Raw genomic sequence first — 25,399 nt, 5'->3', positions numbered from 1 at the left:
CGCCCAAGCCACCCTTCTGGCCCACCCCGCACCGCCCCGCACCGCCCCGCTGATCCGGCGCCACCCGGTCCGTTCGGCGCTCCCGCGTCCCGCCCGGCCCGTCCGGCCCCGCCCGGCCCGTTCGGCCCCGCCGGAGTTTGAGGCGCGGGGTCCGGGGCAGAGCCCCGGCAACGGCGCCGCACCCGCAACCGGCGGGGCTCGCACCACCCGCCACCCCGGCGGCAGCCACCCGCCCCTAAGATGACCTTCCGGCGGACCACACGGCCCGCCGTCGCCGAGGACGGCGACATGGGAGGAAGCCCGGTGCGATTCCGGCGCGGTCCCGCCACTGTGAACCCCGCGGAGCGATCCGGCGACCGGGGTGAGTCAGGAACTCCCGCTGTCCTCAACACTGCCCGGGGCGCGGAAACCCCGAGGAAGGCCTGCCGCCGCATGATCCTGCTGCTGTCGACGTCCGACACCGATCTGCTCAGCGCCCGCGCGGCGAACACGGCGGACGGACCCGTCCCGTACCGGTTCGCGAACCCCTCCCGTCTCCCCCTCGACGACCTCCCCGGCCTGCTCGACGGGGTCGACCTGGTCGTCGTACGCCTCCTCGGCGGACTCCGCGCCTGGCAGGACGGCCTCGACCTGCTCCTGGCCCCCGGGCAGACCCGCCCGGTCGTGGTCCTGACCGGCGAGCAGGCCCCGGACGCCCAGCTCATGGAGGCCTCCACAGTCCCCATCGGCATCGCGGCCGAGGCCCACGCCTACCTCGCCCACGGCGGCCCGGCCAACCTGGAGCAGCTGGCCCGGTTCCTCTCCGACACGGTCCTCCTCACCGGCCACGGCTTCGAGCCCCCGGCCGCCGCGCCCACCTGGGGCCCGCTGGAGCGCACTCCCGGGACGGCCGCGGGCCCGCGGGTCGCCGTGCTGTACTACCGCGCCCACCAGATGAGCGGGAACACCTCCTTCGTCCACGCGCTGTGCGACGCGATCGAGGCCCAGGACGCCCGGGCGCTGCCCCTGTACGTGTCCTCCCTGCGCACCCCCGAGCCGGAGCTGATCGCCGAGCTGGAGTCGGCCGACGCGGTCGTCACCACCGTCCTCGCGGCCGGCGGCACCAAGCCCGCCACCGCCTCGGCGGGCGGCGACGACGAGTCCTGGGACGCGGGCGCGCTCGCCGGCCTCGGCGTGCCGATCCTGCAGGCCCTGTGCCTGACCGGCTCGCGCTCCGCCTGGGAGGAGAACGACGAGGGCCTGTCCCCGCTGGACGCCGCCACGCAGGTCGCGGTGCCCGAGTTCGACGGCCGTCTGATCACCGTCCCGTTCTCCTTCAAGGAGCTCGACGAGGACGGCCTGCCGGCCTACGTGGCCGACCCCGAGCGGGCCGCCAGGGTCGCGGGGATCGCCGTACGGCACGCCCGCCTGCGGCACATCGAGCGCCGCGACAAGAAGGTGGCGCTGGTCCTCTCCGCGTACCCGACCAAGCACTCCCGCATCGGCAACGCGGTCGGCCTGGACACCCCGGCCAGCGCGGTGGAGCTGCTGCGCACCCTCATCGCCGGCGGCTACGACTTCGGGCCGACCGAGGACATCCCGGGCCTGGTCTCGGGCGACGGCGACGAGCTGATCCGCGCCCTGATCGAGGCCGGCGGCCACGACCAGGACTGGCTGACCGAGGAGCAGCTGGCCCGCAACCCGGTCCGCATCCCGGCCGCCGACTACCGGCGGTGGTTCGCCGAGCTCCCGGCCGAGCTGCGCGACAGCGTCACCGAGCACTGGGGCGAGGCCCCCGGCAACATGTTCGTGGACCGCTCCGCGAACCCGGAGGGCGACATCGTGCTCGCGGCGCTGCGCCGCGGGAACCTCCTCATCCTCATCCAGCCGCCGCGCGGCTTCGGCGAGAACCCGATCGCGATCTACCACGACCCGGACCTGCCGCCGTCGCACCACTACCTGGCGGCGTACCGGTGGATCCAGGCGCGCGCGGAGGACGGCGGCTTCGGCGCCGACGCGATGATCCACCTGGGCAAGCACGGCAACCTCGAATGGCTCCCGGGCAAGAACGCCGGCCTGTCCGCCGCGTGCGCGCCCGACGCGGCCCTCGGCGACCTGCCGCTCATCTACCCGTTCCTGGTCAACGACCCGGGCGAGGGCACCCAGGCCAAGCGCCGCGTGCACGCCACGCTCGTCGACCACCTGGTGCCGCCGATGGCGCGCGCGGAGTCGTACGGCGACATCGCGCGCCTGGAGCAGCACCTGGACGAGTACGCCCAGATCTCCGCCATGGACCCGGCGAAGCTGCCGGCCATCCGCGCCCAGATCTGGACGCTGATCCAGGCCGCGAAGCTCCATCACGACCTGGGTCTGGAGGAGCGTCCGGACGACGACGGCTTCGACGACTTCCTGCTGCACGTCGACGGCTGGCTGTGCGAGGTCAAGGACGCCCAGATCCGCGACGGCCTGCACGTCCTCGGAGGCGCGCCGACCGGTGAGGCCCGGGTCAACCTGGTCCTGGCGATCCTGCGCGCCCGGCAGATCTGGGGCGGTACGGCGGCCCTCCCGGGTCTGCGCGAGGCGCTCGGCCTGGACGAGTCCAAGGCCACCCGTACCTCGGCGGACGAGGTCGAGGCCCAGGCCCGCGCCCTGGTCCAGGCGATGGAGGACGCCGGCTGGTCCGTCGACGCCGTGGCCCCGGTCGCGGAGGGCCACGGACCGGACGTCGCCGCCGTCCTGACCTTCGCGGCGAACGAGGTGGTCCCGCGCCTGGCCGGCACCACGGACGAGATCGCCCACGTGGTCGCGGCCCTGGACGGCCGTTTCGTCCCGGCCGGCCCCTCCGGCTCGCCGCTGCGCGGCCTGGTCAACGTCCTGCCGACCGGCCGCAACTTCTACTCGGTCGACCCGAAGGCCGTCCCCTCCCGCCTGGCGTGGGAGACGGGCCAGGCCCTGGCCGAGTCCCTCCTGAACCGGTACCGCACCGACAACGGCGAATGGCCGGCCTCGGTCGGCCTGTCCCTGTGGGGCACGAGCGCGATGCGCACCTCGGGCGACGACGTGGCGGAAGCCCTCTCCCTCCTCGGTGTCCGCCCGGTCTGGGACGAGGCCTCGCGCCGCGTCACCGGCCTGGAGCCGATCCCGCTCGACGAGCTGGGCCGCCCCCGCATCGACGTCACCCTCCGCATCTCGGGCTTCTTCCGTGACGCGTTCCCGCACGTCATCGGCCTGCTGGACGACGCGGTGCGGCTGGCCGCGTCCCTGGACGAGCCGGCCGACCAGAACTTCGTCCGGGCCCACGCCCAGGCGGACCTGGCCGAGCACGGCGACGAGCGGCGCGCCACGACCCGTATCTTCGGCTCGCGCCCCGGCACGTACGGTGCCGGCATCCTGCAGCTGATCGACTCCCGCGACTGGCGTACGGACGCCGACCTCGCGGAGGTCTACACGGTGTGGGGCGGCTACGCGTACGGCCGGGGCCTGGAGGGCCGCCCCGCCCGGGACGAGATGGAGACGGCGTACAAGCGCATCACGGTCGCGGCGAAGAACACGGACACCCGCGAGCACGACATCGCGGACTCGGACGACTACTTCCAGTACCACGGCGGCATGGTGGCCACGGTCCGCGCCCTGCGCGGCACCGCCCCCGAGGCCTACATCGGTGACTCCACCCGCCCGGAGACGGTCAAGACCCGCACCCTGGTGGAGGAGACGTCGCGCGTCTTCCGGGCCCGCGTGGTGAACCCCAAGTGGATCGAGGCGATGCGCCGCCACGGCTACAAGGGCGCCTTCGAGCTCGCGGCGACGGTGGACTACCTCTTCGGCTACGACGCCACGACGGGCGTGGTCGCGGACTGGATGTACGACAAGCTCACCGAGACGTACGTCCTGGACCCGGCGAACCGCGCCTTCCTGGAGGAGGCCAACCCCTGGGCCCTGCACGGCATCGCGGAGCGCCTGCTGGAGGCCGAGTCGCGCGGCATGTGGGAGAAGCCGGACCCGCAGATCCTGGAATCCCTGCGCCAGGTCTACCTGGACACGGAGGGCAACCTGGAGGGCGAGGCGGAGTAGCCCTCCCCCGCACAGAGGCCGTCCCCCTCACCTGCCGACGGGTGAGGGGGACGGCCTTTTCCATTCAGGCCCACGCACCCCGAGCACGCGGACCTTGACCACTACGCCTTGACGGTCTGGTTCAGCGCGACGAGGGCCTGGGCCCAGCGGACGTACTTCAGCTGCCCGAAGTCGGCGACGGTCTTGACCCCGAACGCCTGGTGCAGCAGCTTGCCGTCCTCGTCGCTGACACCCTTGAGCGCGGCAACGGGAGCCGCGAGCACCTCGGCGAGCGGCTTGTCGGCCCACGCCTTGTCGAGCACCTTGTCCAGATCGATCGCCATGAGCGTCCCTCTCGGAATCCCGAAACGAATATCGGGGCAAACCTAACCCAATCCGACAATCACCCCACGCTCCGACACCCCGCAGCGCTCGACTCGCTCCACACTCACGGCGCCCAGGGGTCGGGCGGCTCCGTTCCCGTTCCCGATCCACCGGCGGGCCCCGACCGGTACACGCGGACGGACGCACAGCGCACGAAGCTCCGCTGCGCCGTCCCGTCCGCGAGGAGGAACAGCCGGCCCCGCGTGTCAACGCCGTCGGGATCCTCACTGACGGACAGTTCGCTCCCACGGAAACCCGAAGGCAGCCTCACCTCCAGGACACCGTCGAACTCGATCTCCAGCGCACCGAATCCGGCCAACGTGCCGTCCCAACTACGCAGAACGACCCGGCGGCCCTCCGGCTCGCAGGAGCGGATATGGAAGCTCCGCCGGAAGCTCAACGGCCGGGTGCCGTATTCCTCGACCAGCGTCCTGATCCGGTGTTGCCGCAGCGCCTGCCTGCACAGATCGGAGGAGCCGAGCACGACGTCCCCGTCCCGGGCGACGAACCGGGTTCCGACGACCGCTTCGAGTTCTTCGTCGGACACCTGACCGCCGAGACCGAGACGGACCCACTCCGTCGCACACCGCGCCTTCGCGAGGTCCAGGTCGAAGGCGAGGCACAGCCGGATCATCATGTGCTGCGCCTTGGCCGAAGCGGTCGCGCACCCGACCTCGCCGCAGCCCTCGCTCTCGACCTCGCCGCCGAGCCGGCTCAACGTCCGGGGCACGGATCCGCCAAGGCCTTCGGCGTGGTCACGCAGCCGCCGGACGCTCTCCCGCTCCGCCCGCTGGAGCTCGGCCACCCGCTCTTCAACGCTGAGCCTGCGTCGCGCCATAGGACTCACTCGCCCGCCCCTGCTTCCCCCGGAGGACCGAACCGGTACACCCGCACCGCCCCGCAGACCACGAAACCCCAGCACGCACCGTCCGAAAGGACCAGCCGCGCGTCGGAGAGCGATCCCCCGCGATTCGCTCCCGTCCACGCTTGACCGAGGGTGATGTCGAAGGCCTCCCACATCACGCCGATCAGCTCCCCGGCGCCCGCGTGCGGGTCACCACCGGAGCAGCCCGTCTCGGCGACCAGCCACCGGACCGTCCGGTGGACCGCCCCCCCCGTTCTCCACCGAGTCCTCACGCGCGCGGATACTTCGCATAGAGATCGGCCAGGTCGCCCAACGCCCGGGCCAGTGCCGCCTGGGCATCTCGTCGTGGCTCGTCCGACGGGAGCTCCACGAACGCCTCCCGCTTCGAACGCCCCGTCGCGGCCAGCTGCACGCGCAGCGCCCGCCGCTCCTCCGCCAGAGCCTCCCCGGCAATGAGCAACCTACGACAGGCCTCCTTGACGAGGTCCCAGCCATCGAAAGCATCGGCAAAGTCCTCGATGTACTGCTCGTCGTCGGCGGCGAACGATTCCGGGCTGTTCAGGAGCGAGGTGTTCGAACTGACCAGGAGCCGGCCCAGTTGATACTCCACGTCCTTGCCGGCGTGACCGCTCGCCAGCATGTCGCCCAGCGCACGGTGCCCGGTAGGTGCCGGTTGGTCGTGATGGTTCCAAAGCGACAAGGACCCGATTCCTTCCGGTCTGTCGCACGAGTCCGCAAGGACCGGGGCGACGCCTGCGCACACAGCACGAAACGGAAGCCTACGGGGGCCGCGCAATCCCTCGATCGGAGGCATCGACACCTGCGGGTGGTTCGAACACCGTGGCGCCGGGCCGCCCATGGGGTCCGGCGGGCGGTCGCAACTGTGTGCGGGCGTTCGTTCCCCGGGCCCCGTGACGCCCCTCTGAGCAGCCACGTTCTTGCGGCATCAGCTGGCAGCCGCGGCGCCCCGGGAGGAATCTTGCGATCCGTGCACGTTCAAGTGGTGTTCGACCCGGCACCGGGCGGGGGTGGCCGCCGATGAGGCTCCTCAAGCGGCCCGAAGCCGGCGAGCCCGCCGTCTCCGAGAGCGAACGGCGTCTTTTCGGCGGGCCCCTGCGCTACGACGCCGGCTGGTCCAACCACGAGTACGCCCGGCTGGAGAGCCGGCTGCTGACCACCTTGCGTTCCATGCCCCGCATGGTCGCCGGAACCCTGCGCCTCGCCTGGGACACCGACCGGCCGGCCCTGCTCACGGTCGCCGCCGCCGAGGCCGGCCAGGGAGTGACCTCCGCCGTCGGGCTGCTCGTCATCAGCGACGTGCTCCGCACGCTGCTGCGCGAGGGCAGCGCCGCCGACCGGCTGTACGCGGCCCTGCCCGCCCTCGCCGCCGGGGCGCTGGTCGCCGTACTGGGGGCCGTACTCGCCTCCCGTTCCACGGCGGCCGCCGGACGGCTGGAGCCCAAGGTGGAGCGGGCCGCCTACGAGCAGTACCTGGGCGCCGCCGTCGCAGTGGAGCTGGAAGCCATCGAGGACGGCGAGTTCCGGCGGCTGCTGGACAGCGCCCAGTGGGGGCCGCCCTCGGCCCGCCGCACGGTCGGCGCCTGCGTGGCCACCCTCGGCGGGGTCATCTCGCTGCTCGCCACCGCCGGGGTGCTGACCGTGCTGCACCCGCTGCTGCTGCCCATGCTGCTGCTGATCGCCGCCCCGCGGGGCTGGGGCGCGATGCGGGTGGCACAGCGCCGCTACCTGTCGATGATCACCTGGGTGGAGCACGTACGGGCCGCCCGGCTCATCGGCCAGCTCCTGATCTCCCGTACGTCGGCCCCCGAGGTACGGGTGCACGGTGTCGGCCGCTACCTGCTGGGCCACTACCGCAACATGGCCGAGGTCGCCGAGACCGAGGCCACCCGCCTCGCCAAGGACAAGGCCGCCACCGAGCTGCTCGCCGCCGCGCTCTCCGGCGCCGCCGCGCTGGTCACGTACGCGGCGATGGGCACGCTCATCGTCACCGGCCGGATGGACCTCGCCGTCGCCGGTACCGCCGTGATCGCGGTGCGCACCGGCTCGGCGAGCCTGGGCGCCCTCGTCGCCACCAGCAACACCCTGCACGAGGAGTCCCTGTACGTACGGGACCTGGAACGGTTCGTCGCCGAGGCGGCCCGCCGCGCGATCCCGTCCGGTGGTCTGCCCCTGCCCGAGCGCCTCGGGACGGTCCGGCTCCGCGATGTGGACTTCAGCTACCCGGACCGCGACGAGCCGGCCCTCAGCGGGGTCTCCCTCACCATCGAGGCGGGCCGGGTGGTCGCCCTGGTCGGCGAGAACGGCTCCGGCAAGAGCACCCTCGTCAAACTGCTGGCCGGCCTGCACCTGCCCGACTCCGGGTCGCTGACCTGGGACGGGGTGGAGTTGAAGGACGCCGACCGGCGGCAGGTCTTCGACCGCGTCGCGCTCCTCACCCAGGACTTCGAGCGCTGGCCGGTGACCGCCCGTACCAACATCGCCATCGGCCGTCCCGGGAAGGAGGGCCCCGAAGACGCCGCCGACCGGGCCGCGGACGTGGTGGCCGCGGACGTGGTGGCCGCGGCCGAGTACGCGGGCGCCGACCGCATCGTCGCGCAGCTGCCGCACGGCTACGAGACCCTGCTCGCCCGGGTGTTCAGGGGTGCCTCGGAACTGTCGGGCGGGCAGTGGCAGAAGTTCGGCCTCGCCCGCACCCGCTACCGCGACGCCCGTGTCCTGGTCGTGGACGAGCCCACCTCGGCGCTCGATCCGGAGGCGGAGATCGCCGCCTTCGACAGCATCCGGGGCCTCGCCGGCCCCGAGCGCGCGGTCGTCCTCGTCACGCACCGCATGTCGGGCGTCAGGTACGCCGACGTGATCTACGTGCTGCACGAGGGCCGGCTCGTCGAGCGGGGCGGCCACGACGAACTGATGGCGCTGGGCGGCCGGTACGCCTCCATGTACGCGATGCAGGCGGCGCAGTTCGGCGACGATCCGCAGCCCCGCTCGCCCTCGATCCCCCGGCAGTCCGCCGCACCGCGGAGCGACGACTCCGTCATCTGAAACGGGCGGGCGCCCTCCCCGGTGCCGTTCGGGGGGAGCGCCCGCGTCGTGGGGCGTGCCCGCGCGAACCTGCTCCTAACCCCTGACGGGGGCCCGCGCCGCGCAACGGCCGGTGCGTCACCTGAAGCAGTGAAATCACCCTTGTCCCACGGGCACCAGGGGTAGGGCACTGCTGATCTCGTGCCGGGGCCGGAGTGAGCCGGTCCCCGCAGCCATGACCGAAAGGCCGAGCCGACGTGACGCAGCCGTTCCGACTGCCGGATTTCTATGTGCCGTATCCGGCGCGCCTGAACCCCCACCTGGAGGACGCCCGGACGCACACCAAGCGGTGGGCGCGCGCCTTCGGGATGCTGGAGGGGTCCGGCGTCTGGGAGGAGAGCGACCTCGACTCGCACGACTACGCGCTGCTGTGCTCGTACACCCACCCCGACTGCGACCGCGACGCGCTGGCCCTGGTCACCGACTGGTACGTGTGGGTGTTCTTCTTCGACGACCACTTCCTGGAGATGTTCAAGCGCTCGCAGGACCGGGCCGGCGCCAAGGCCTACCTCGACCGGCTCGCCGCCTTCATGCCCATGGACCTGTCCGACGGCTTCCCCGAGCCCACCAACCCGGTGGAGGCGGGCCTCGCGGACCTCTGGGCGCGTACGGTCCCCGCGATGTCCGCCGACTGGCGGGAACGGTTCTCCTTGTCCACGAAGAACCTCCTCGACGAGTCCATGTGGGAGCTCGCCAACATCGACATCGGGCGCGTGGCGAACCCCCTCGAATACATCGAGATGCGCCGCAAGGTGGGCGGCGCCCCCTGGTCGGCCGGCCTGATCGAGTACGTCTGCGCCGAGGTCCCGGCGCGCGTCGCGCACGCGCGCCCGCTCACCGTGCTGCGCGACGCCTTCGCCGACGCCGTGCACATCAGGAACGACATCTTCTCCTACCAGCGTGAGGTCACCGACGAGGGCGAACTCTCCAACGCCGTCCTGGTACTGGAGACCTTCCTGGACTGCACCACCCAGGAGGCCGCCGAGGCCTCCAACGACCTGCTCACCTCCCGCCTCCAGCAGTTCGAGCAGACCGCGATCGGCGAACTCCCCCAGCTGTTCGCCGACCACGCGCTGGACCCGGCCGAGATCGCGGCCGTCCTCGCCTACACCAAGGGCCTCCAGGACTGGCAGTCCGGCGGTCACGAGTGGCACATGGTCTCCAGCCGCTACATGAACGCGGAGGCCCGGCCCACCGCCCCGGCGACCCTGCCCTTCCTGCCGACCGGGCTCGGCACCACCGCGCTCGACCTGCGGTCCGTGTTCACGCGGCGCTCGATGGAGCTGCGCCACCGCTCCTTCACCCACGTGCCCTTCGAGCGCACCGGCCCCTCCGTCATCCCCGAGATCTACATGCCGCACCGGCTCACCCTCAGCCCGCACCTCGCGCACGCGCGCGAGGAGTCCGTGGCCTGGGCCCGGCGCATGGGCCTGCTGGACCCGCGGCCCGGCGACCCCGGCTCGGCGATCTGGACCGAGGAGCGGCTGCGGGGCTTCGACTTCGCGCTCTGCTCGGCCGGGATCGACCCCGACGCGACGGCCGAGCAGCTGGCCCTCAACGCCTGCTGGCTGACCTGGGGCACGTACGGGGACGACTACTACCCGGCGGTCTTCGCCCAGGGCAGGAACCTTCCGGCGGCCAAGGCGGCCACCGCCCGGCTGATCGCCATGCTGCCGGTCGACCACACCGAACAGCCGGAACCGGCGACCGCGATGGAGCGCGCGCTCGGCGACCTGTGGGTGCGCACCGGCGCCGCGATGTCCGCCGGGCAGCGCGCCGAGTTCCGCGCGACCCTGGTCAGCATGCTGGAGAGCTGGGTGTGGGAGGTGGACAACCAGATCGGCAACCGCATCCCGGACCCGGTGGACTACGCGGAGATGCGCCGCCGCACCTTCGGCAGCCACCTCACGATGTACCTGTGCCGCCTCGGGCACCAGGGCCGGGGCATCCCCGAGGAGATCTACGCCTCGGGGACCATCCGCTCCCTGGAGAACGCGGTCGCGGACGCCGCCTGCCTGATCAACGACATCTACTCCTACCAGAAGGAGGTGGAGGTCGAGGGCGAGGTCCACAACTACCTCCTGGTCACCAGGAACTTCTTCGACATCGACTACCCGCGTGCCCTGCACATCTGCCATGAGCTGATGACGCGGCGGACCGAGGAGTTCGAGCACATCGTGGCGACCCAGCTGCCGCTGCTCTACGACGACTGGAAGCTCGGGCGGCAGGCCCGGCAGGCCCTGGACGCGTACGTGGGCGAGCTGAAGGACTGGCACGCCGGCATCCTCAACTGGCACCGGCGGATCCGGCGTTACCGCCCGGAGGACCTGTACGCGCGGCCCGACCGGCTGTCCACCGCCGTCCTGGGGGCCGGCTTCGGCATGTCGGCCGCCCGGATCCCGCTGTCCTCCTGATGCCATCGGCCGGGCCGCCCGCCCGGCCGTGGGTCAGAACTCGTCGCCCGTGTGCGGCAGTACGGCCGTGCGCAGGGCCGCGTCCAGCGCCGCCGCCGCGCCGGGGGTGTGCTCCCGTACCAGCCCGGCGGCGACGAGTTCCCCGACGCGGGTCCCGCCGAGGTAGCAGGCGGCCAGTTCGCGTACGTCCAGGGCCAGATCGGGGGCGGAGTCCGCGTGCTCGTACGTGGCTCCGTCCGGCCCGGCCGCCAGCCGGAACCGCCCGGCGTTGTCGGGCATCCGTACGTCGTGCACCTCCAGCACCACCTCCACCGGCGCGGCCCAGGACCGCCGCGTCAGCGCCGCGCCCACGTCGACCAGGCGCAGCCAGAGCGCCGGGAACTGGGCGGTGACCCGCACCTGGTCCCGGTCCGCGGCGAAGTGCAGCAGCGGGTCGTCGACCGGGCGGCCCCACGCGCGGACCCTGCCGGTGAGGTCGAGGGAGGCCACGCACTCCCACAGCGCGGCGGCGACCGCCGGGGTGTCGGCCTCCAGCTCGTCGACCCGGACCAGGCCGGGCGCCCGGGTCCGTCCGGCCCCGCCGCCGCCGTCGTCGTCCGGCTTCGTGCGGTAGAGGACGTACCCGGCGATCGGCCCGTCCGCCTCCCCCAGGACGATGATCCGCGGCGGGCTCAGATCCTCGTCCTCCTCGTCCTGTTCGGCCAGCCACTCCTCGGTCCACCGCTGCGCGCTGCGGGTGGGGCGGCCCGCCCGCCCGGCCCGGGCGGCCTCGTGGAAGGGGCCGATGAGGGCGACGGCCTCCTCCGGGTCGACGAGCCGCAGCGGGCGCCGGTCCGGGTCGATCCGCAGGGCCAGCGGGCGGGTGGAGTCGATCTCGATGGTGACGCCGGTGGTGGCGCTGCCGTAGCCGAAGCGGCCGTAGATCACGGCCTCGGAGGCCCAGAGGGCGGCGAGCGGACTGCCCGCGTCGGCGGTCCGCCGCAGCATCTCGTCCATCAGGGCGGTGAGCACGCCGCGCCGGCGGTGGGTGGGCGCCACGCCGACGAAGGTGAGCCCGGGGCAGGGCAGGTCCGCCCCGGGCACCGAGAGCCGGAAGTCGTGCGCGGCCATGAAGCCGGCCAGGGCCGTGCCGTCGTAGGCGCCGATCCGGTCGCAACTCGCGAGCAGGGCGTGGTGTTTCTCCCGGACCTCCTTCTCGGGCCGGTCGTGGAAGACCAGGTACGCGAGCTCCAGAGCGCGGTCGATGTCGGACTCGGGTACCTCGCGGATGTCCACCATGATCGCGAGACTAATCGGTCATCGGCGGACCGGTCACCTCATAGCGGCTGGTTCCATGCCATCCGGCCGGCGCGCGGGCCTCCTGCGGACCCCCCCCAGCGGACGACGTTCCCCCGTTGTGATGTGCCGAGCCGTGTCCGCGCGACCGGGAGCGATACGGGATTCTCAGGGAAGATCAGAGGTCGGGATTCTCAGCCAGCCACGCCTGCGTTTCCTGCAACCACGTCACGAGTTCGCCCCAGCCAACACGGCCGATTCCGTTTCTCAGCGCCTCCGGGGAGGCTGGAACCCTGGACGCCCAGGCGAAGTTCCTTCCTCGATTGGACCTCTTGCCGGCAATGTGGATTCCGACGATGTGCATGTCGTCCACGGCGACTATGGCTGCGCCCGAATCGCCCACCCGCGGCTGCACGTCACCTTCGACCTCGATGAGAGTAGTGGGATGGATGCTCTCGCACGTGCCATTGGGGACACCCGGGTCCAACTGTCTTGCCAGCCAGAAGGAGACGTTTCGCACCCGGCCGGTCTGTGCTACTCCCGTGGCGTAACCAAGCCAGCGCACCGTCTCACCGTTGCGCGGATCTCGTATGGGGAGTGCCTGTGCATCATTGTTGTAGATTTCCGCAATTCGGCACGAGGTCGCCCGCTCGTTGAACCCCACATCAATGCAGGCAAAGTCGTAGTTGGAATTGATGCGGCTTTGAGGTGAGTCATCGCCCGGTGTGCCGATAAAATCAGCCACGCTCGAATAGACCCGGAAAGGAGATCTTTCGGTGACCGTTCCGATGATCTGAACCTGACCTTGTCCGACGGTTCTGCGAGGCTGGTAAACCAACGCATTAGGGTTGTTCACGATATGGCCAGCAGTGATGACGACGTCTCTGGCGGGGTTTCCCAGGTCACCCTCGCCCCCAGCGTCCCCGCAACGGGCGTGTCGCCGGCTTGGATCTGGTACCCGCCCGGGCATGGATGCTCATAGGCATTGAACGGCATGCGCGTCCCACCTCCACTGCTGTCTCTTCGCTTCCGGGGACCGTGGTCGGCAGGCCCCCATCCATCAACCCACCGTGGACGCTCCCCCGCATCCCGGCACGGTCGTAGTCGGTCGGCACGTCAACTCTTCTTGCCGTACTGCCAGTCGGTTCCATCCGGATGCGACGGCGGCCGATCGGGAGGACGGTGGAAGTGAGGACGGCGATGCCGCCAGCGGCCCCGTACTCGGCGGGGCGGTGAGTTCTCCGTCGTGGCCGCGCCCCTGCGGACGAAAGGGACGGAGACGTGAAGAACATGGCCGAGAAGATCTACAGCATCATCGAGGTGGCGCAGCAGGACGGGAGGTGGGTGTACTCGGACATCAACTTCTCCGCGGCGCCGACGCCCGGTTCTGCGGAGTCCGGTGCCGGGCCCACGTGGCGGCAGGTCAGTCCGATGGCGATCGCGGGAAGTGGCCTGGTGGCCGCGGGATCCGACGAGGACCAGCGACGGGTCTACTACCAGGAGCAGGACCGCAGCCTGGTCGGCGCGGCGTACGACCCGTCGTCGCCCGACGGCCGGTGGGACGGGTACCGCGTCTTCACCCGGGAGACCGGCGCCCCGACCGCCGACGTAGGCAGCGCGGTGGCGGTTGCGGGCCGGATCGGGGACCTGCGGGTCTACTACCTCGACGACGGCCGGGGCGAGGACGGCCGGCGCCCCGTACGGCTGGCGGAAGGGGGACGGGAGTGGACGTACAGCGTGTGCGCCGACGCGCCGCGCGGTTCGCCGATCAGCCCGCTGTCCGCCGTCATCACCGACCAGGGCGAGTACGCGTACTACTTGGACGCCGGGGCCCACCTGGTCGAGGTGTCCTGGCTCGGGGAGGAGGGCTGGTCGATCGGGGACGTGACCTCCGCCGTCGAGGGGTGCCCGACCCCCTCCCCGCTGAGCCGGCTCACCGCCGTCGGGTACGGAACCGACTCCCGCCTCGTCTACTTCCTCGACGAGGACAACAGACCGGTCCAGCTGGAGCACACGGTCATCCCGGGCACCAAGAAGCAGCCCGAGGGCGGCACGGAATGGCAACTGCGCAGCCTGTCCGCGTACGGGGCACCGCCCGCGGCGGCGGGCAGCCAGCCGGCGGTCGTGCTCACCGCCGACGGCCATCCGCAGCTCTACTACCTGGACGCCGACCGGATGGTGGTCGAGGTGGAGTTCAACGGTCGCGGGTGGCAGGTCAACCGTGCTGGCGCGGACGCCGATCACGGCGCGGGCGCTCCCGCTGCGGCCGGCGGCAGCTCCCTGGCCGCCGTGCCGGGCGCCCACCCCTCTGCGGCCCAGGTGTTCTACCTGGGCGCCGCCGGCCCTGGTGACGGCCCGGGCGGGGGCGACCGCAACCTGATCGAACTGCGGGGGTCCGCGGACGGGTGGGCCTCCCACGACCTGGGCACCGAACTCGGCCTCCCCGACGTCGCCACCGACGTGCCCAGCCCGTTCGCCGCCATCCGCACGAGCGGCCCGCGCGTCTACTACACCAGCGAGGAGTAGACGCCGCGGGCCGCCGCGGGCCCGTACGCGCGAAGGAGCCACCCATGCGCATGAACGCGACCTACCAGCTGGCCCTGAGCGGAACGCTCATGTCCGTGGACAAGGGCAGCCGGACCAACATGACGGTCACCAACGCCACCCCGGTGCACCTGCTGGTCTACTGGGTGGGCCTCGACGGCCTGTTGTACGGCCGCAACCCGCGGACCCGGCGATTCACCGCCGGCCACCGGGGACAGGTCCTGAACCCCGGAGCGACCGCGACCTGGACGAACATCGACCGCTCCTACTACTTCGTCGCCAAGGCCGGGTATTCGGGCGCCTTCGCGGCGGTCTGGCAGGCCGCCGAGGACAACGCCGCCGTGACCCTGACCGGCCGTGACCTGTTGGATCCGGACGACATCGGGGAGACTCCCGTGCCCACCAGTGCTGTGATCGTCCCGCCGAACGGGCCGAGGATCCTGGTGGGGACGGGGGTACTGCCGAACGGCAACTCCGTCACGCGTGAGCAGTTCTGGCAGCGTCTGCCGGAGTCGTACAGCCTCGCGGCGGGCGAGGAGAAGACCGTCAGCCACACCCAGACGCAGGGGATGCAGCAGAGCTCGTCGGACACCAAGACGGTGACGGCATCGGTCAGCACGAGCGCCAGCGCCGGGTGGGGCCCGTTCAGCGCCTCCGTCAACGCCTCCCTGAGCAACTCCTCGACCAGGACCCAGCAAGTCACCGTGTCCACCCAGACGACGAGCTTCACGTCGAACCAGTACACCAACGACACCTCCCACGCGCGGATGTGTCTGTTCTGGCAGCTCACGGACGTCCTCACCGTGTTCGACGGCACGGGGACGCCACTGTCCTCGGTCGTCTCCGCCAAGGGTCCGACGGTCGTCTGGGGGCCCGTCAGCGTCGACGATCTGGATCACGAGAAGTCCAGCACGTTCGCGCAACGCGTCGACGCACCGGACGTGCCCGAACTCGTCTCCGTCCGGCCGGCGGCCGAACTGCCCCGACCGACGCTCTCGCAGAACGGCACCAGCAGCCGCGTGCCGGGCACCGGTACACCCACCAGCAACCGGAGGGGATCATGACGACAGCCGGCGCCCGCCCCATGGGCGTGACCCCGGGCGCGGACTACATAGCGGTCATCGAAGTGGCACGGGAACCGGACGGCTCGTTCCAATGGACCAACCTCAACACGGCCGCCGGGACGGAAGTGGGCCCCGGCATCCTCAGACCTGCCCCCTTCCCGGCCCTGACGAGCGGATTCGCCGCCACCGGATGGGGATCGGACAACCGCCGCGTCTACTACGCGGACACCGACGGCGCCGTCATCGAGCTCAAGACCACCAAGAACGGCTGGGGGTACCACAACTTCACCAGCAGCTTCGGCATCCCCGTCGCCCAATGGAACAGTCCGCTGGCCACCAGCGGGATGCGGTTCGGGAGGTTGAACGTCTACTACGTGGACGTCCACCGTCGGCTCAGGATCATGAAGTTCAACAGCGCCGAAGGCCGTTGGAACTTCGGCAGCAACCCCAACCTCCCCAAAGTCCCCGAGAAGAGTCCGCTCACCGCTCTACGGAGCAGCCTAGGCTGCTTCGCCTACTTCTTCGACGGCCGCAACCACCTCATCGAGATCCATGAACGGGGGCAGATCGCCGATCTCACCAACTACGCGAACCTCCCCTCCGCGTCCCCGCTCAGCGGGTTGTCCGCCGTGGGCTGGGGCAAGGACCACCGGCGCGTCTACTACGCGGACCAGCAGGACAACCTCATCGAAGTGGCGGGCTTCGGGGACGAGGGCAGCCAGTGGAGCTGGCAGAACCTCTGCAAGCTGAGCATCAGCCAGCCCAAGGACGGAACTCCGCTGGCGGCCGCAGTGGGCCCCGAGACCTTGGCTGGCGTCGCCCTGTGGAACGAGGCGTCCGAACCGTTCTGGGCGAGTTGGGTCGGCGGGTGGTGGAGCCAGGGGATCTACACGACCGCGTACGACACCTCTTCGGTGGTGGCCGCCAACAGCTCCGTGGCGAGCAGGGTGGCCGGCGACGGCCGCCCCTGGGTGGCCTACGTGGACGAGGACAACCACCTCTGCCTGTGGCGAGGGCCGCAGGCGGGCTGGCAATGGTGGGACCTGACCGCCGATCTGGGCCTCCCGGCCGCCGCCAAGGTGGCCACGCAAGGGCCCCTGGCCCTCGTGCACACCGAGCGCGGCCCGCGCGTCTACTACCTCACCGACGAGTCCGACTCCGACGGACCCCGCGCCGCACGTGGAGGCACGGCAGGTGGGAGGAGCTCGCCATGCGAATGAACGATACCTACCAGGCGGCCCTCGACGGGACCCTCGCCTCGCCCCCCAAGGAGTCCAGGGCCGAGATCCTCGTCTTCAACGACCTCTCGATCCCCCTCGATCTCTTCTACCTCGACCAGTCCGGCGACCTGTGCGGGCCCGATGGCGGGCACTGGACCGCGGGCCGGCCCGGGCTCGTGCTGGAGCCCGACGGCGGCAACATCGTGATCAGCGGCGACTGCTGGGCCGACGGCTACTGGCTGGCCAAGTCCCACTACTCCGGCGCCTTCGCCGCCGTCCTGCAGAACCTGCCGGGGAAGAGCACCATGGCCTTCTCCGGATCCGACCTGCTGGACCCCAACAACATCGGACCGATCCCCATGCCCACGGCCGACGTGCTCATCCCGCAGGACGGCCCCAGCATCCTGGTGGCCACCGGTCTCGTCCAGCACGGCGCTACGACCCGGACTCCGGTGACCACACCGGGGGACGACCAGGTCGGACTCGGCGTGGCCGTCGCCCGTGAACAGTTCTGGCACTGCACCGGGGAGTCCTACAGCCTCGCCCCCGGCGAGACCCGGATCGTCAGCTACACCGCCACCCAGGGCATGCAGGACAGCAGTTCGCAGTCCGACACCACCAACGCCTCCGTCGGCGTGAGCGCCGGCGCGGGGTGGGGCCCGTTCAGCGCCTCCGTCTCCGCTTCCCTGAGCGAGTCCTCCACCACCACCCAGCAACTCACCGTGTCCACCCAGTCGACCTCGTTCGTTTCCAGCACCTATGCGAACCTGAGCGAGCACGCGGAACTCAACCTCTTCTGGCAGCTGAACGATGTCGCGACCGTCTATGACGAGGACGGCCGTCCCCTCGCCTCCGTGATCTCCGGCGAGGCCCCGGCGGTCGTCTCCGGGCCCTGGGAGGTCCAGGAGATCGAGGGGACGAGGAAGAAGAAGCTGGAGCCGAAGGTCGGGCACGACCGGCCCGCCAAGGACTGAGCGGGTCACACCGACGACCGGCGCCCGCGCGCCGTCGTCGACAGTGCAGACGTTGCCCGATCCGGCACTACCGTGCGGCGGGACCGGTCCAGCCCGCCGGGACGCGGCCGAGCCGGACGCGCTGCGGGTGGTCACCGACGGGGACGGAGACCCGCTTGGTGCCGGTGGCGAAGTCGATGGCCGTGACCCGGTCGGCGCCGCTCTCGGAGATCACGCAGGCGCTGCCGTCGCCGGAGACCGTGGCCCAGTACGGCTTGGCGGCGGGCACGAGCGGACCTTCGGCGAGGGTGGCGCGGTCCACCACGGTCGCGTAGTCGTCCATGGTGCCCGCGATGCAGAGCTTCGCCCCGTCGGGGCTCATGGACATGCCGTGGTGGCGGGAGTCGTTGACCCAGGTGGTGCGGTCGGCGCTGGTGGCGGGGTTCATGGGGAGGGTCTTGAGGCGGGTGATCCGGTCGGAGGCGACGTCGTACTCCAGGAAGCCGTTGAAGAAGGACACCTGGAAGTAGAGCTTCGATTCGTCGGGGCTGAACGACACCGGGCGGACGGCGTCGGACAGGTCGCGGCGGCCGAAGGCGTCCAGCCGCTCCCGCATGTCGATCACCCGGACCGTGCGGAAGGTCTGCGCGTCGACCACGGTGATCTTGCGGTCGCCCTTCGTCCAGTCCAGCCAGGGCGCGTCCAGGGCGGTGTTCACCTCGCCGATGGAGCTGTTCCACAGGAAGCGGCCGTCGCGGGTGAAGGTGTTCTCGTGCGGCTTGTCCCCGGTGCCGAAGGAGCCGACCTGGCGCCCGGTGGTGATGTCCAGGACGTGCACGGTGTTGGAGGTGGAGGCGGAGACGGCCACGCGGGTCCCGTCCGGCGAGACCGCCATGTGGTCGGATCGGTACCCGGACACCGGGAAGCGCCAGTTGACGCGTCCGGAGGCCACGTCGATGGACACGACGTCGGCGAAGCTGGGGCGGGAGACGACGACCGCGGAGCCGTCGGGGGTGGTGTACATGTCGTCGACGAACTGGTCGTGGCCCTCGCCCGCGCTCTCCCGGATCCCGAGGAAGAAGGCGAGCTTCACGGGGTTGAGGTAGATCTCCCGCAGCCGCTCCGCCTTGTCGGGGACCACGTCGATCCGCCCGACCTTGGCGAGGTCGCCGGTGGAGGCGAGGACATCGGCGGTCCCCTCCCAGTTGTTCCCGACGAAGAGCACCTCGCGCAGGCCGCCCCCCGGACCCGAAGCAGGGCCCGGAGCGGGACCGGACGGGGCCGGCGTGAAGGCGGTGAGCAAGGTGGCCGCGGCCAGCAGTCCCAGGTTTCGCACGGTACGCAACATCCGCTCAACTCCGCTACGGGGAAGGGGTGGAGAGGGTGCCTCCTATTACCGGCCGGTAAAATAGGGGGAACGGCACGAGGGCGCAACCCTCACGGGGTGCGCCCTTTTCTCACCTTCGGCCCGTCCGGCCGTCACGCCTTCAGGCGACGGAGCCGATCCGGTCGAGCATCGCGTGCGAGACGTCCGGGTGGATCGGGATGTGCGCGCCGGTCAGGGCCGCGCCGGTGCCGCCGCGGCGGTTCGCGACGATCTCGGCGGCGATGGACAGCGCGGTCTCCTCCGGGGAGCGGGCGCCGAGGTCCAGGCCGATCGGGGAGCGCAGCCGGGCCAGTTCGAGCTCGCTCACGCCGACCTCGCGCAGTCGCTCGTTGCGGTCCTCGTGGGTGCGGCGGGAGCCCATGGCACCGATGTAGGCGACGGGCAGCCTGAGGGCCAGCTCCAGGAGCGGGACGTCGAACTTGGCGTCGTGGGTGAGCACGCACAGGACGGTCCGGCCGTCCACGTCCGTGCTCTCCAGGTAGCGGTGGGGCCAGTCGACGACGATCTCGTCCGCCTCGGGGAAGCGGGTCTTCGTCGCGAAGACGGGCCGTGCGTCGCACACCGTCACCCGGTAGCCGAGGAACTTGCCGATCCGCACGAGGGCGGAGGCGAAGTCGATGGCACCGAAGACGATCATCCGCGGGGGCGGGACGCTGGACTCGACCAGCACCTTCAGCGGCTCTCCGCAGAGCCTGCCGTCGGCGCCGATCTCCAGCACGCCGGTCCGGCCGGCGTCGAGCATGGCGCGGGCCTCCTCGGCGACGGTGCGGTCCAGCTCGGGGTGCCCGCCGAAGCCGCCCTGGTGGGCGCCTTCGGTACGGACGAACACGGCGCGGCCCATGAGCTCGGCCGGACCCTGCGCGATCCGGGCCACCGCGGCCGCCTCGCCGCGGGCCGCGGCGGCCAGCCCGGCCGCGAACACCTCCCGTGCGGGAGAGCCCACGCGGACCGGGGTGACCAGGATGTCGATGATTCCGCCGCAGGTCAGGCCCACGGCGAAGGCGTCGTCGTCGCTGTACCCGAAGCGCTCGTGGACGGTCTCGCCGTCCTCGAGCGCCTGCCGGCACAGCTCGTACACCGCACCTTCCACGCATCCGCCGGAGACCGAGCCGATGGCCGTGCCCTCGCTGTCGACGGCGAGCGCGGCCCCGGGCTGCCGGGGCGCGCTCCCGCCGACCGCCACGACGGTGGCGACGGCGAAGTCACGCCCCTGCTCGACCCACCGGTTCAGCTCTTCGGCGATGTCCAGCATGGGTGGCCTCCTCGGAGAGGTTCGGTTCCAGTATCCGATGCGCGCATTTCGCGTGCACCGGATGCGTGGAGGTGCGGGTACGTGGTGATCAGGCCGTTCGGGGTCAGCCGACCCCGAGCCAGTGCTCGATCGGGTTGAGGGCGAAGAACACCAGGAAGATCCCGGTCAGCGCCCACATGAAGCCGCCGATCTCCCGGGCCTTGCCCTGAGCGATCTTGATGGCGACATAGGAGATCACACCGGCGGCGACGCCGGCCGTGATCGAGTACGTGAACGGCATGATCACGACGGTCAGGAAGACCGGGATCGCGGTCGCGCTGTCGGCCCAGTCCACGTGGCGGGCGTTCTGCATCATCATCGCGCCGATGACGACCAGGGCCGCGGAGGCGACCTCACCCGGGACGATCTGCGTGAGCGGGGTGAAGAAGAGGCAGGCGGCGAAGAACAGGCCGGTGACCACGGAGGCGAGACCCGTACGGGCCCCCTCGCCGACGCCGGTCGCGGACTCGACGAAGACGGTCTGGCCGGAGCCGCCCGCGACGCCACCGATGGCGCCACCGGCGCCGTCGATGAAGAGGGCCTTGGACAGGCCCGGCATGCGGCCCTTGTCGTCGGCCAGCTTGGCCTCGGTACCGACACCGATGATGGTGGCCATGGCGTCGAAGAAGCCGGCGAGCACCAGCGTGAAGACGATCATGCCGACCGTCATGTAGCCGACGTCGCCCCAGCCGCCGAAGGAGACGTCGCCGAAGAGCGAGAAGTTCGGCATCGAGACCGCGGAGCCGTCCAGCTCCGGCGGGCCGTTCTTCCAGGCCTTCGGGTCGATGTCCACGATGGCGTTGAGGATCGCGGCCAGGACGGTACCGCCGACGATGCCGATCAGGATGGCGCCGGGCACCTTGCGGGCCTGGAGCATGAAGATGGCGACCAGGGTGATGCAGAACAGCAGTACGGGCCAGCCGGACAGCTCACCGACCGCGCCGAGCTGGACGGGGGGACCGAACTCCGGACCCTTGCCGACGAAACCGGCCTTGACGAAGCCGATCAGGGCGACGAAGAGGCCGATGCCCATGGTGATCGCGTGCTTGAGCGCGAGGGGGATCGCGTTCATGATCATCTCTCGGAGGCCGGTGACGACCAGGAGACAGATCACGACACCGTAGACCACACACATGCCCATGGCCTGGGGCCAGGTCATCTGGGGGGCCACCTGCGAGGCCAGCACGCCGGACACGGACAGACCGGCGGCGAGGGCGAGCGGCACCTTGCCGACGAAGCCCATCAGGAGCGTGGTGACGGCCGCGGCGAACGCGGTGGCGGTGATGATCGCCGACCCGTCCATCACCGTGCCGGCGACGTCCTTGCCCGACAGGAGCAGGGGGTTGAGCAGGAGGATGTACGCCATCGCCATGAAGGTCGTGATACCGCCACGAACCTCGTTGCCGACGTTTGAGCCTCTGTGCGTTATATGGAAATAGCGGTCGAGCCAGGACCGTCCGGCGGGCGGCTGAGAGCCGTCGCCGGCCTCCTCCGCGGTGGTCTTGGGCTCTACTGACGACTGGGTCATGGTGCCTAACTCCCAAGGTTCAAAGGGGCACCCGCTTGGAGATTGGAGACGCGGGATTTGGGATGCTGCGTTTGGCTGCACGACCCGGGGTGACGGCCCGAGGCGACGCGAATGTTCACTGCGTTTACTGCGGGTAGTGCGGGGGTGACCGCTGGTACTACGGGGGTTCTTGCAGGGGTACTGCCAGGTGAAGGGACCGCGAGCGGTGCGGTGCTTCGTATGTCCTCCGGACGGTGTGGCGCGAAGTGTGACGTTCCCATGCACACCGCCCGGAGAGTCTGAGGGGTCCGGGGGCCTCGCGGCCCCCGGACCACGCCGTCCTAGAGGGTCCCGGTAAGGGCTTCCGGACGGATCGGCGTCTTGTTGATCTCCAGACCCGTCGCCTGCCGGATCGCCGCGATGACGGCCGGGGTGGACGAGAGGGTCGGGGCCTCGCCCATACCGCGCAGGCCGTAGGGGGCCTTCGGGTCGGCGAGCTCCAGGACGTCGACCGGGATGGTCGGGGTGTCCAGGATGGTCGGGATCAGGTAGTCCGTGAAGGAGGGGTTGCGCACCTTCGCGGTCTTCGGGTCCACGATGATCTCTTCCATGATCGCGACGCCGAGGCCCTGGGTGGTACCACCCTGGATCTGGCCGACCACGGAAAGCATGTTGAGGGCCTTGCCGACGTCCTGCGCGGTCGCCAGCTCGACGACCTTGACCAGGCCGAGCTCGGTGTCCACCTCGACGACCGCGCGGTGCGCGGCGAAGGTGTACTGGACGTGGCCGTTGCCCTGGCCGGTGACCAGGTCGAAGGGCTCGGTCGGCGCGTGGCGGAACTCGAGTTCGAGGTCGATCGCCTCGTCCTCCAGGATGTCGGCGATGTCCGCGAGGACCTCGCCGCCGTCGGTGACGACCTTGCCGCCTTCGAGGAGCAGCTCGGCCGTGGCCCACGCCGGGTGGTACGAGCCGTTCTTGCGGCGGCCGATCTCCAGGAGGGCCTCGCGGACCGCCTCGCAGGTGTTCTTCACGGCGCCGCCGGTCATGTACGTCTGCCGGGAGGCGGACGTGGAACCGGCGGAGCCGACCTGCGTGTCGGCCGGGTGGATGGTCACTTGCGTGACGCCCAGCTCGGTACGGGCGATCTGCGTGTGGACGGTGATGCCGCCCTGGCCGACCTCCGCCATGGCCGTGTGGACCATCGCGACGGGCTCGCCGTTGATGACCTCCAGCCGTACGCGGGCGGTCGAGTAGTCGTCGAAGCCCTCGGAGAAGCCGACGTTCTTGATGCCGACCGCGTAGCCGACGCCGCGGACGACGCCCTCGCCGTGGGTGGTGTTCGAGAGGCCGCCGGGCAGCGCGCGGACGTCAGCGCTCTCGCCGGCGGACTCCCACTGGCGCTCCGGCGGCAGCGGGCGGGCCTTGACCCGGCGCAGCAGCTCGGCGACGGGCGCCGGGGCGTCCACGACCTGGCCGGTGGGCATGATCGTGCCCTGCTCCATCGCGTTCAGCTGGCGGAACTCGACCGGGTCCATGCCCAGCTTCGCCGCGAGCTTGTCCATCTGGGCCTCGTAGGCGAAGCAGGCCTGGACGGCGCCGAAGCCGCGCATCGCGCCACAGGGCGGGTTGTTCGTGTAGAGCGCGATCGCCTCGATGTCCACGTCCTCCAGGACGTAGGGACCCACCGAGAGGGAGGAGGCGTTGCCCACGACCGCCGGGGAGGCGGACGCGTACGCGCCGCCGTCCAGGACGATCTTGCACTTCATGTGCGTGAGCTTGCCGTCCTTGGTGGCGCCGTGCTCGTAGTAGAGCTTCGCCGGGTGGCGGTGCACGTGGCCGAAGAAGGACTCGAACCGGTTGTAGACGATCTTGACCGGCTTGTTCGTGGCCAGGGCCAGGAGGCAGGCGTGGATCTGCATCGAGATGTCCTCGCGGCCGCCGAAGGCACCGCCGACGCCCGAGAGCGTCATCCGGACCTTCTCCGGCGGGAGGCCCAGGACCGGGGCGATCTGCTGGAGGTCCGAGTGCAGCCACTGGGTGGCGACGTACAGCTCGACGCCGCCGTCCTCGGACGGCACGGCCAGACCGGACTCCGGGCCGAGGAAGGCCTGGTCCTGCATGCCGAAGGTGTACTCGCCCTCGACGATGACGTCGGCGCGCTTGCGGGCCTCCTCCACGTTGCCGCGGATGATCGGCTGGCGGTGCACGATGTTCGGGTGCGGGACGTGACCGATGTGGTGGTCGGTGCGGCCCTCGTGGATCAGCGGCGCGTCCGGGGCGAGGGCGGAGGCCTCGTCGGTGACGAGCGGCAGCTCGCGGTAGTCGATCTTGATCTTGGCGGCCGCGCGGCGGGCGGTCTCCGGGTGGTCGGCGGCCACGAGGGCGACCGGCTCACCGTGGTGCCGCACCCGGCCGTTGGCCAGGACCGGGGTGTCCTGGATCTCCAGGCCGTAGTTCTTCATCTCGGCCGGCAGGTCGTCGTACGTCAGCACCGAGTACACGCCGGGCATGGCGAGCGCCTCGGAGATGTCGATGGAGACGATCTCGGCGTGGGCGACGGTGCTGCGCAGCGTCTGGCCCCAGAGCATGTCCTCGTGCCACATGTCCGAGGAGTACGCGAACTCGCCGGTGACCTTGAGGGTGCCGTCCGGGCGGAGAATCGATTCGCCGATGCCGCCCTTGTTGTGCTTCTGGGTGACGTTCGTCGGCGTACCGGCGGGCACGGTGCGGGTGTTCTGCGCCATGGTCAGACCGCCTCTCCCTGACGGGCGGCCGCGAGGCGGACCGCGTCGAGGATCTTCTCGTAACCCGTGCAGCGGCAGAGGTTGCCGGACAGGGCCTCACGGATGTCCTGGTCGGACGGGGAGGAGTTCTCCTCCAGGAGCGCGTCCGCCTGGATCAGCAGACCCGGGGTGCAGAAACCGCACTGGACGGCGCCGGCGTCGATGAACGCCTGCTGGATGGTGGAGAGCTCCACGCCCTCGCCGGTCTGAGAGTCGGCCGCTCGACCGGGCCCGTGTGCCTGCCACTGCTTGGCCGCGTCCAGGGACACGCCCTTGCTGCCGCAGCCGCCGCCGGTACCGCAGGCACCGCCGTGGCCGTGCTCCTCGCGCTGCTTGGAGAACTCGGCCAGACCCTCGACGGTCACGACGTCGCGACCCTCGACCTGACCGGCCGCCACCAGACACGAACAGACCGGCACGCCGTCCAGGCGGACGGTGCAGGAGCCGCACTCGCCCTGCTCACAGGCGTTCTTGGAACCCGGCAGACCCAGGCGCTCGCGCAGGACGTAGAGGAGGGACTCGCCCTCCCAGACGTCGTCGGCTTCCTGCTGACGGCCGTTGACCGTGAAATTGACGCGCAT

General features: G+C 71.0%; 17 protein-coding genes and 1 riboswitch. Of the genes, 7 read left to right on the top strand and 10 right to left on the bottom strand.

All coding sequences use genetic code 11. The features are described from left to right. Positions 1 to 271: 271 nt before the first annotated feature. Positions 272 to 376, top strand: a riboswitch (cobalamin riboswitch). A 56-nt stretch (positions 377 to 432) separates the two neighbouring features. Further along, entirely contained in the window at positions 433 to 4,050 is a 3,618-nt protein-coding gene (cobN, locus tag ACXNSR_RS30225; RefSeq protein WP_458638515.1) for a cobaltochelatase subunit CobN, read from the top strand. A 101-nt stretch (positions 4,051 to 4,151) separates the two neighbouring features. Here the strand turns inward: cobN and ACXNSR_RS30220 are convergent, their stop codons facing one another. The 3 genes from ACXNSR_RS30220 to ACXNSR_RS30210 form a co-directional block, all read right to left on the bottom strand. Beyond that, complete coding sequence (locus ACXNSR_RS30220; protein WP_030715088.1) at positions 4,152 to 4,373, bottom strand: hypothetical protein; 222 nt, start codon at positions 4,371 to 4,373, stop codon at positions 4,152 to 4,154. Positions 4,374 to 4,477: 104 nt separating this feature from the next. Next, the gene (locus ACXNSR_RS30215; protein WP_458638514.1) at positions 4,478 to 5,251 is read right to left on the bottom strand and encodes a hypothetical protein; all 774 of its coding nucleotides are present in this window, start codon (positions 5,249 to 5,251) and stop codon (positions 4,478 to 4,480) included. Positions 5,252 to 5,546: 295 nt separating this feature from the next. Then, a complete protein-coding gene (locus tag ACXNSR_RS30210; RefSeq protein WP_458638513.1) occupies positions 5,547 to 5,978 on the bottom strand; it encodes a hypothetical protein in 432 nt (143 codons plus the stop codon). A 338-nt stretch (positions 5,979 to 6,316) separates the two neighbouring features. Between ACXNSR_RS30210 and ACXNSR_RS30205 the strand changes: the two genes are divergently transcribed. Continuing rightward, positions 6,317 to 8,341, top strand: a complete 2,025-nt coding sequence (locus ACXNSR_RS30205) for an ATP-binding cassette domain-containing protein (protein WP_458638512.1) — start codon at positions 6,317 to 6,319, stop codon at positions 8,339 to 8,341. A 236-nt stretch (positions 8,342 to 8,577) separates the two neighbouring features. After that, positions 8,578 to 10,794, top strand: a complete 2,217-nt coding sequence (locus ACXNSR_RS30200) for a terpene synthase family protein (RefSeq protein ID WP_458638511.1) — start codon at positions 8,578 to 8,580, stop codon at positions 10,792 to 10,794. A 33-nt stretch (positions 10,795 to 10,827) separates the two neighbouring features. Here the strand turns inward: ACXNSR_RS30200 and ACXNSR_RS30195 are convergent, their stop codons facing one another. Further along, entirely contained in the window at positions 10,828 to 12,072 is a 1,245-nt protein-coding gene (locus tag ACXNSR_RS30195; protein ID WP_458638510.1) for a GNAT family N-acetyltransferase, read from the bottom strand. Positions 12,073 to 12,247: 175 nt separating this feature from the next. Next, positions 12,248 to 13,039 carry a trypsin-like peptidase domain-containing protein gene (locus ACXNSR_RS30190; RefSeq protein ID WP_458638509.1) on the bottom strand — a complete coding sequence of 264 codons (792 nt, stop codon included), beginning with the start codon at positions 13,037 to 13,039 and terminating at the stop codon, positions 12,248 to 12,250. Between the two features lie 311 nt (positions 13,040 to 13,350). Here ACXNSR_RS30190 and ACXNSR_RS30185 point away from each other — a divergent pair, with 311 nt between their 5' ends. Genes ACXNSR_RS30185 through ACXNSR_RS30170 form a run of 4 tightly spaced genes read left to right on the top strand, consistent with a single transcriptional unit; the run spans position 13,351 to position 17,871 of the window. Beyond that, a complete protein-coding gene (locus tag ACXNSR_RS30185) occupies positions 13,351 to 14,595 on the top strand; it encodes a hypothetical protein (protein ID WP_458638508.1) in 1,245 nt (414 codons plus the stop codon). 44 nt (positions 14,596 to 14,639) lie between these two features. After that, positions 14,640 to 15,677, top strand: a complete 1,038-nt coding sequence (locus tag ACXNSR_RS30180; protein ID WP_458638507.1) for a hypothetical protein — start codon at positions 14,640 to 14,642, stop codon at positions 15,675 to 15,677. Then, positions 15,674 to 16,897 carry a hypothetical protein gene (locus tag ACXNSR_RS30175; RefSeq protein ID WP_458638506.1) on the top strand — a complete coding sequence of 408 codons (1,224 nt, stop codon included), beginning with the start codon at positions 15,674 to 15,676 and terminating at the stop codon, positions 16,895 to 16,897. Before ACXNSR_RS30180 ends, ACXNSR_RS30175 begins: the two co-directional genes overlap by 4 nt. Then, the gene (locus ACXNSR_RS30170) at positions 16,888 to 17,871 is read left to right on the top strand and encodes a hypothetical protein (protein WP_458638505.1); all 984 of its coding nucleotides are present in this window, start codon (positions 16,888 to 16,890) and stop codon (positions 17,869 to 17,871) included. Before ACXNSR_RS30175 ends, ACXNSR_RS30170 begins: the two co-directional genes overlap by 10 nt. Positions 17,872 to 17,938: 67 nt before the next feature. Here ACXNSR_RS30170 and ACXNSR_RS30165 read toward each other — a convergent pair whose 3' ends face one another. From ACXNSR_RS30165 to ACXNSR_RS30145, 5 genes are all read right to left on the bottom strand, one after another. Further along, positions 17,939 to 19,198 carry a YncE family protein gene (locus tag ACXNSR_RS30165; RefSeq protein ID WP_458638504.1) on the bottom strand — a complete coding sequence of 420 codons (1,260 nt, stop codon included), beginning with the start codon at positions 19,196 to 19,198 and terminating at the stop codon, positions 17,939 to 17,941. 139 nt (positions 19,199 to 19,337) lie between these two features. Continuing rightward, positions 19,338 to 20,489 (bottom strand): XdhC family protein, encoded by a 1,152-nt coding sequence (locus tag ACXNSR_RS30160; protein ID WP_458638503.1) that lies wholly within the window; start codon positions 20,487 to 20,489, stop codon positions 19,338 to 19,340. A 103-nt stretch (positions 20,490 to 20,592) separates the two neighbouring features. Then, positions 20,593 to 22,056, bottom strand: a complete 1,464-nt coding sequence (locus ACXNSR_RS30155; RefSeq protein WP_329098008.1) for an NCS2 family permease — start codon at positions 22,054 to 22,056, stop codon at positions 20,593 to 20,595. 320 nt (positions 22,057 to 22,376) lie between these two features. Next, positions 22,377 to 24,779 carry a xanthine dehydrogenase subunit D gene (pucD, locus tag ACXNSR_RS30150; RefSeq protein WP_458638502.1) on the bottom strand — a complete coding sequence of 801 codons (2,403 nt, stop codon included), beginning with the start codon at positions 24,777 to 24,779 and terminating at the stop codon, positions 22,377 to 22,379. Between the two features lie 2 nt (positions 24,780 to 24,781). Then, positions 24,782 to 25,399: a (2Fe-2S)-binding protein gene (locus ACXNSR_RS30145; RefSeq protein WP_327382582.1), complete on the bottom strand. Its 618-nt coding sequence runs from the start codon at positions 25,397 to 25,399 to the stop codon at positions 24,782 to 24,784.

The organism is Streptomyces sp. NC-S4 (assembly GCF_054353315.1).
This window is presented reverse-complemented; position numbering and strand designations above follow the sequence as displayed.

What these genes read in the sequence shown, in the direction of transcription:
- cobN (WP_458638515.1), top strand. Translation starts at nt 433, where the DNA reads ATGATCCTGCTGCTGTCGACGTCCGACACCGATCTGCTCAGCGCCCGC.
- ACXNSR_RS30220 (WP_030715088.1), bottom strand. Translation starts at nt 4,373, where the DNA reads ATGGCGATCGATCTGGACAAGGTGCTCGACAAGGCGTGGGCCGACAAG.
- ACXNSR_RS30215 (WP_458638514.1), bottom strand. Translation starts at nt 5,251, where the DNA reads ATGGCGCGACGCAGGCTCAGCGTTGAAGAGCGGGTGGCCGAGCTCCAG.
- ACXNSR_RS30205 (WP_458638512.1), top strand. Translation starts at nt 6,317, where the DNA reads ATGAGGCTCCTCAAGCGGCCCGAAGCCGGCGAGCCCGCCGTCTCCGAG.
- ACXNSR_RS30195 (WP_458638510.1), bottom strand. Translation starts at nt 12,072, where the DNA reads ATGGTGGACATCCGCGAGGTACCCGAGTCCGACATCGACCGCGCTCTG.
- ACXNSR_RS30190 (WP_458638509.1), bottom strand. Translation starts at nt 13,039, where the DNA reads ATGCCCGGGCGGGTACCAGATCCAAGCCGGCGACACGCCCGTTGCGGG.
- ACXNSR_RS30180 (WP_458638507.1), top strand. Translation starts at nt 14,640, where the DNA reads ATGCGCATGAACGCGACCTACCAGCTGGCCCTGAGCGGAACGCTCATG.
- ACXNSR_RS30175 (WP_458638506.1), top strand. Translation starts at nt 15,674, where the DNA reads ATGACGACAGCCGGCGCCCGCCCCATGGGCGTGACCCCGGGCGCGGAC.
- ACXNSR_RS30170 (WP_458638505.1), top strand. Translation starts at nt 16,888, where the DNA reads ATGCGAATGAACGATACCTACCAGGCGGCCCTCGACGGGACCCTCGCC.
- ACXNSR_RS30165 (WP_458638504.1), bottom strand. Translation starts at nt 19,198, where the DNA reads ATGTTGCGTACCGTGCGAAACCTGGGACTGCTGGCCGCGGCCACCTTG.
- ACXNSR_RS30160 (WP_458638503.1), bottom strand. Translation starts at nt 20,489, where the DNA reads ATGCTGGACATCGCCGAAGAGCTGAACCGGTGGGTCGAGCAGGGGCGT.
- ACXNSR_RS30155 (WP_329098008.1), bottom strand. Translation starts at nt 22,056, where the DNA reads ATGACCCAGTCGTCAGTAGAGCCCAAGACCACCGCGGAGGAGGCCGGC.
- pucD (WP_458638502.1), bottom strand. Translation starts at nt 24,779, where the DNA reads ATGGCGCAGAACACCCGCACCGTGCCCGCCGGTACGCCGACGAACGTC.
- ACXNSR_RS30145 (WP_327382582.1), bottom strand. Translation starts at nt 25,399, where the DNA reads ATGCGCGTCAATTTCACGGTCAACGGCCGTCAGCAGGAAGCCGACGAC.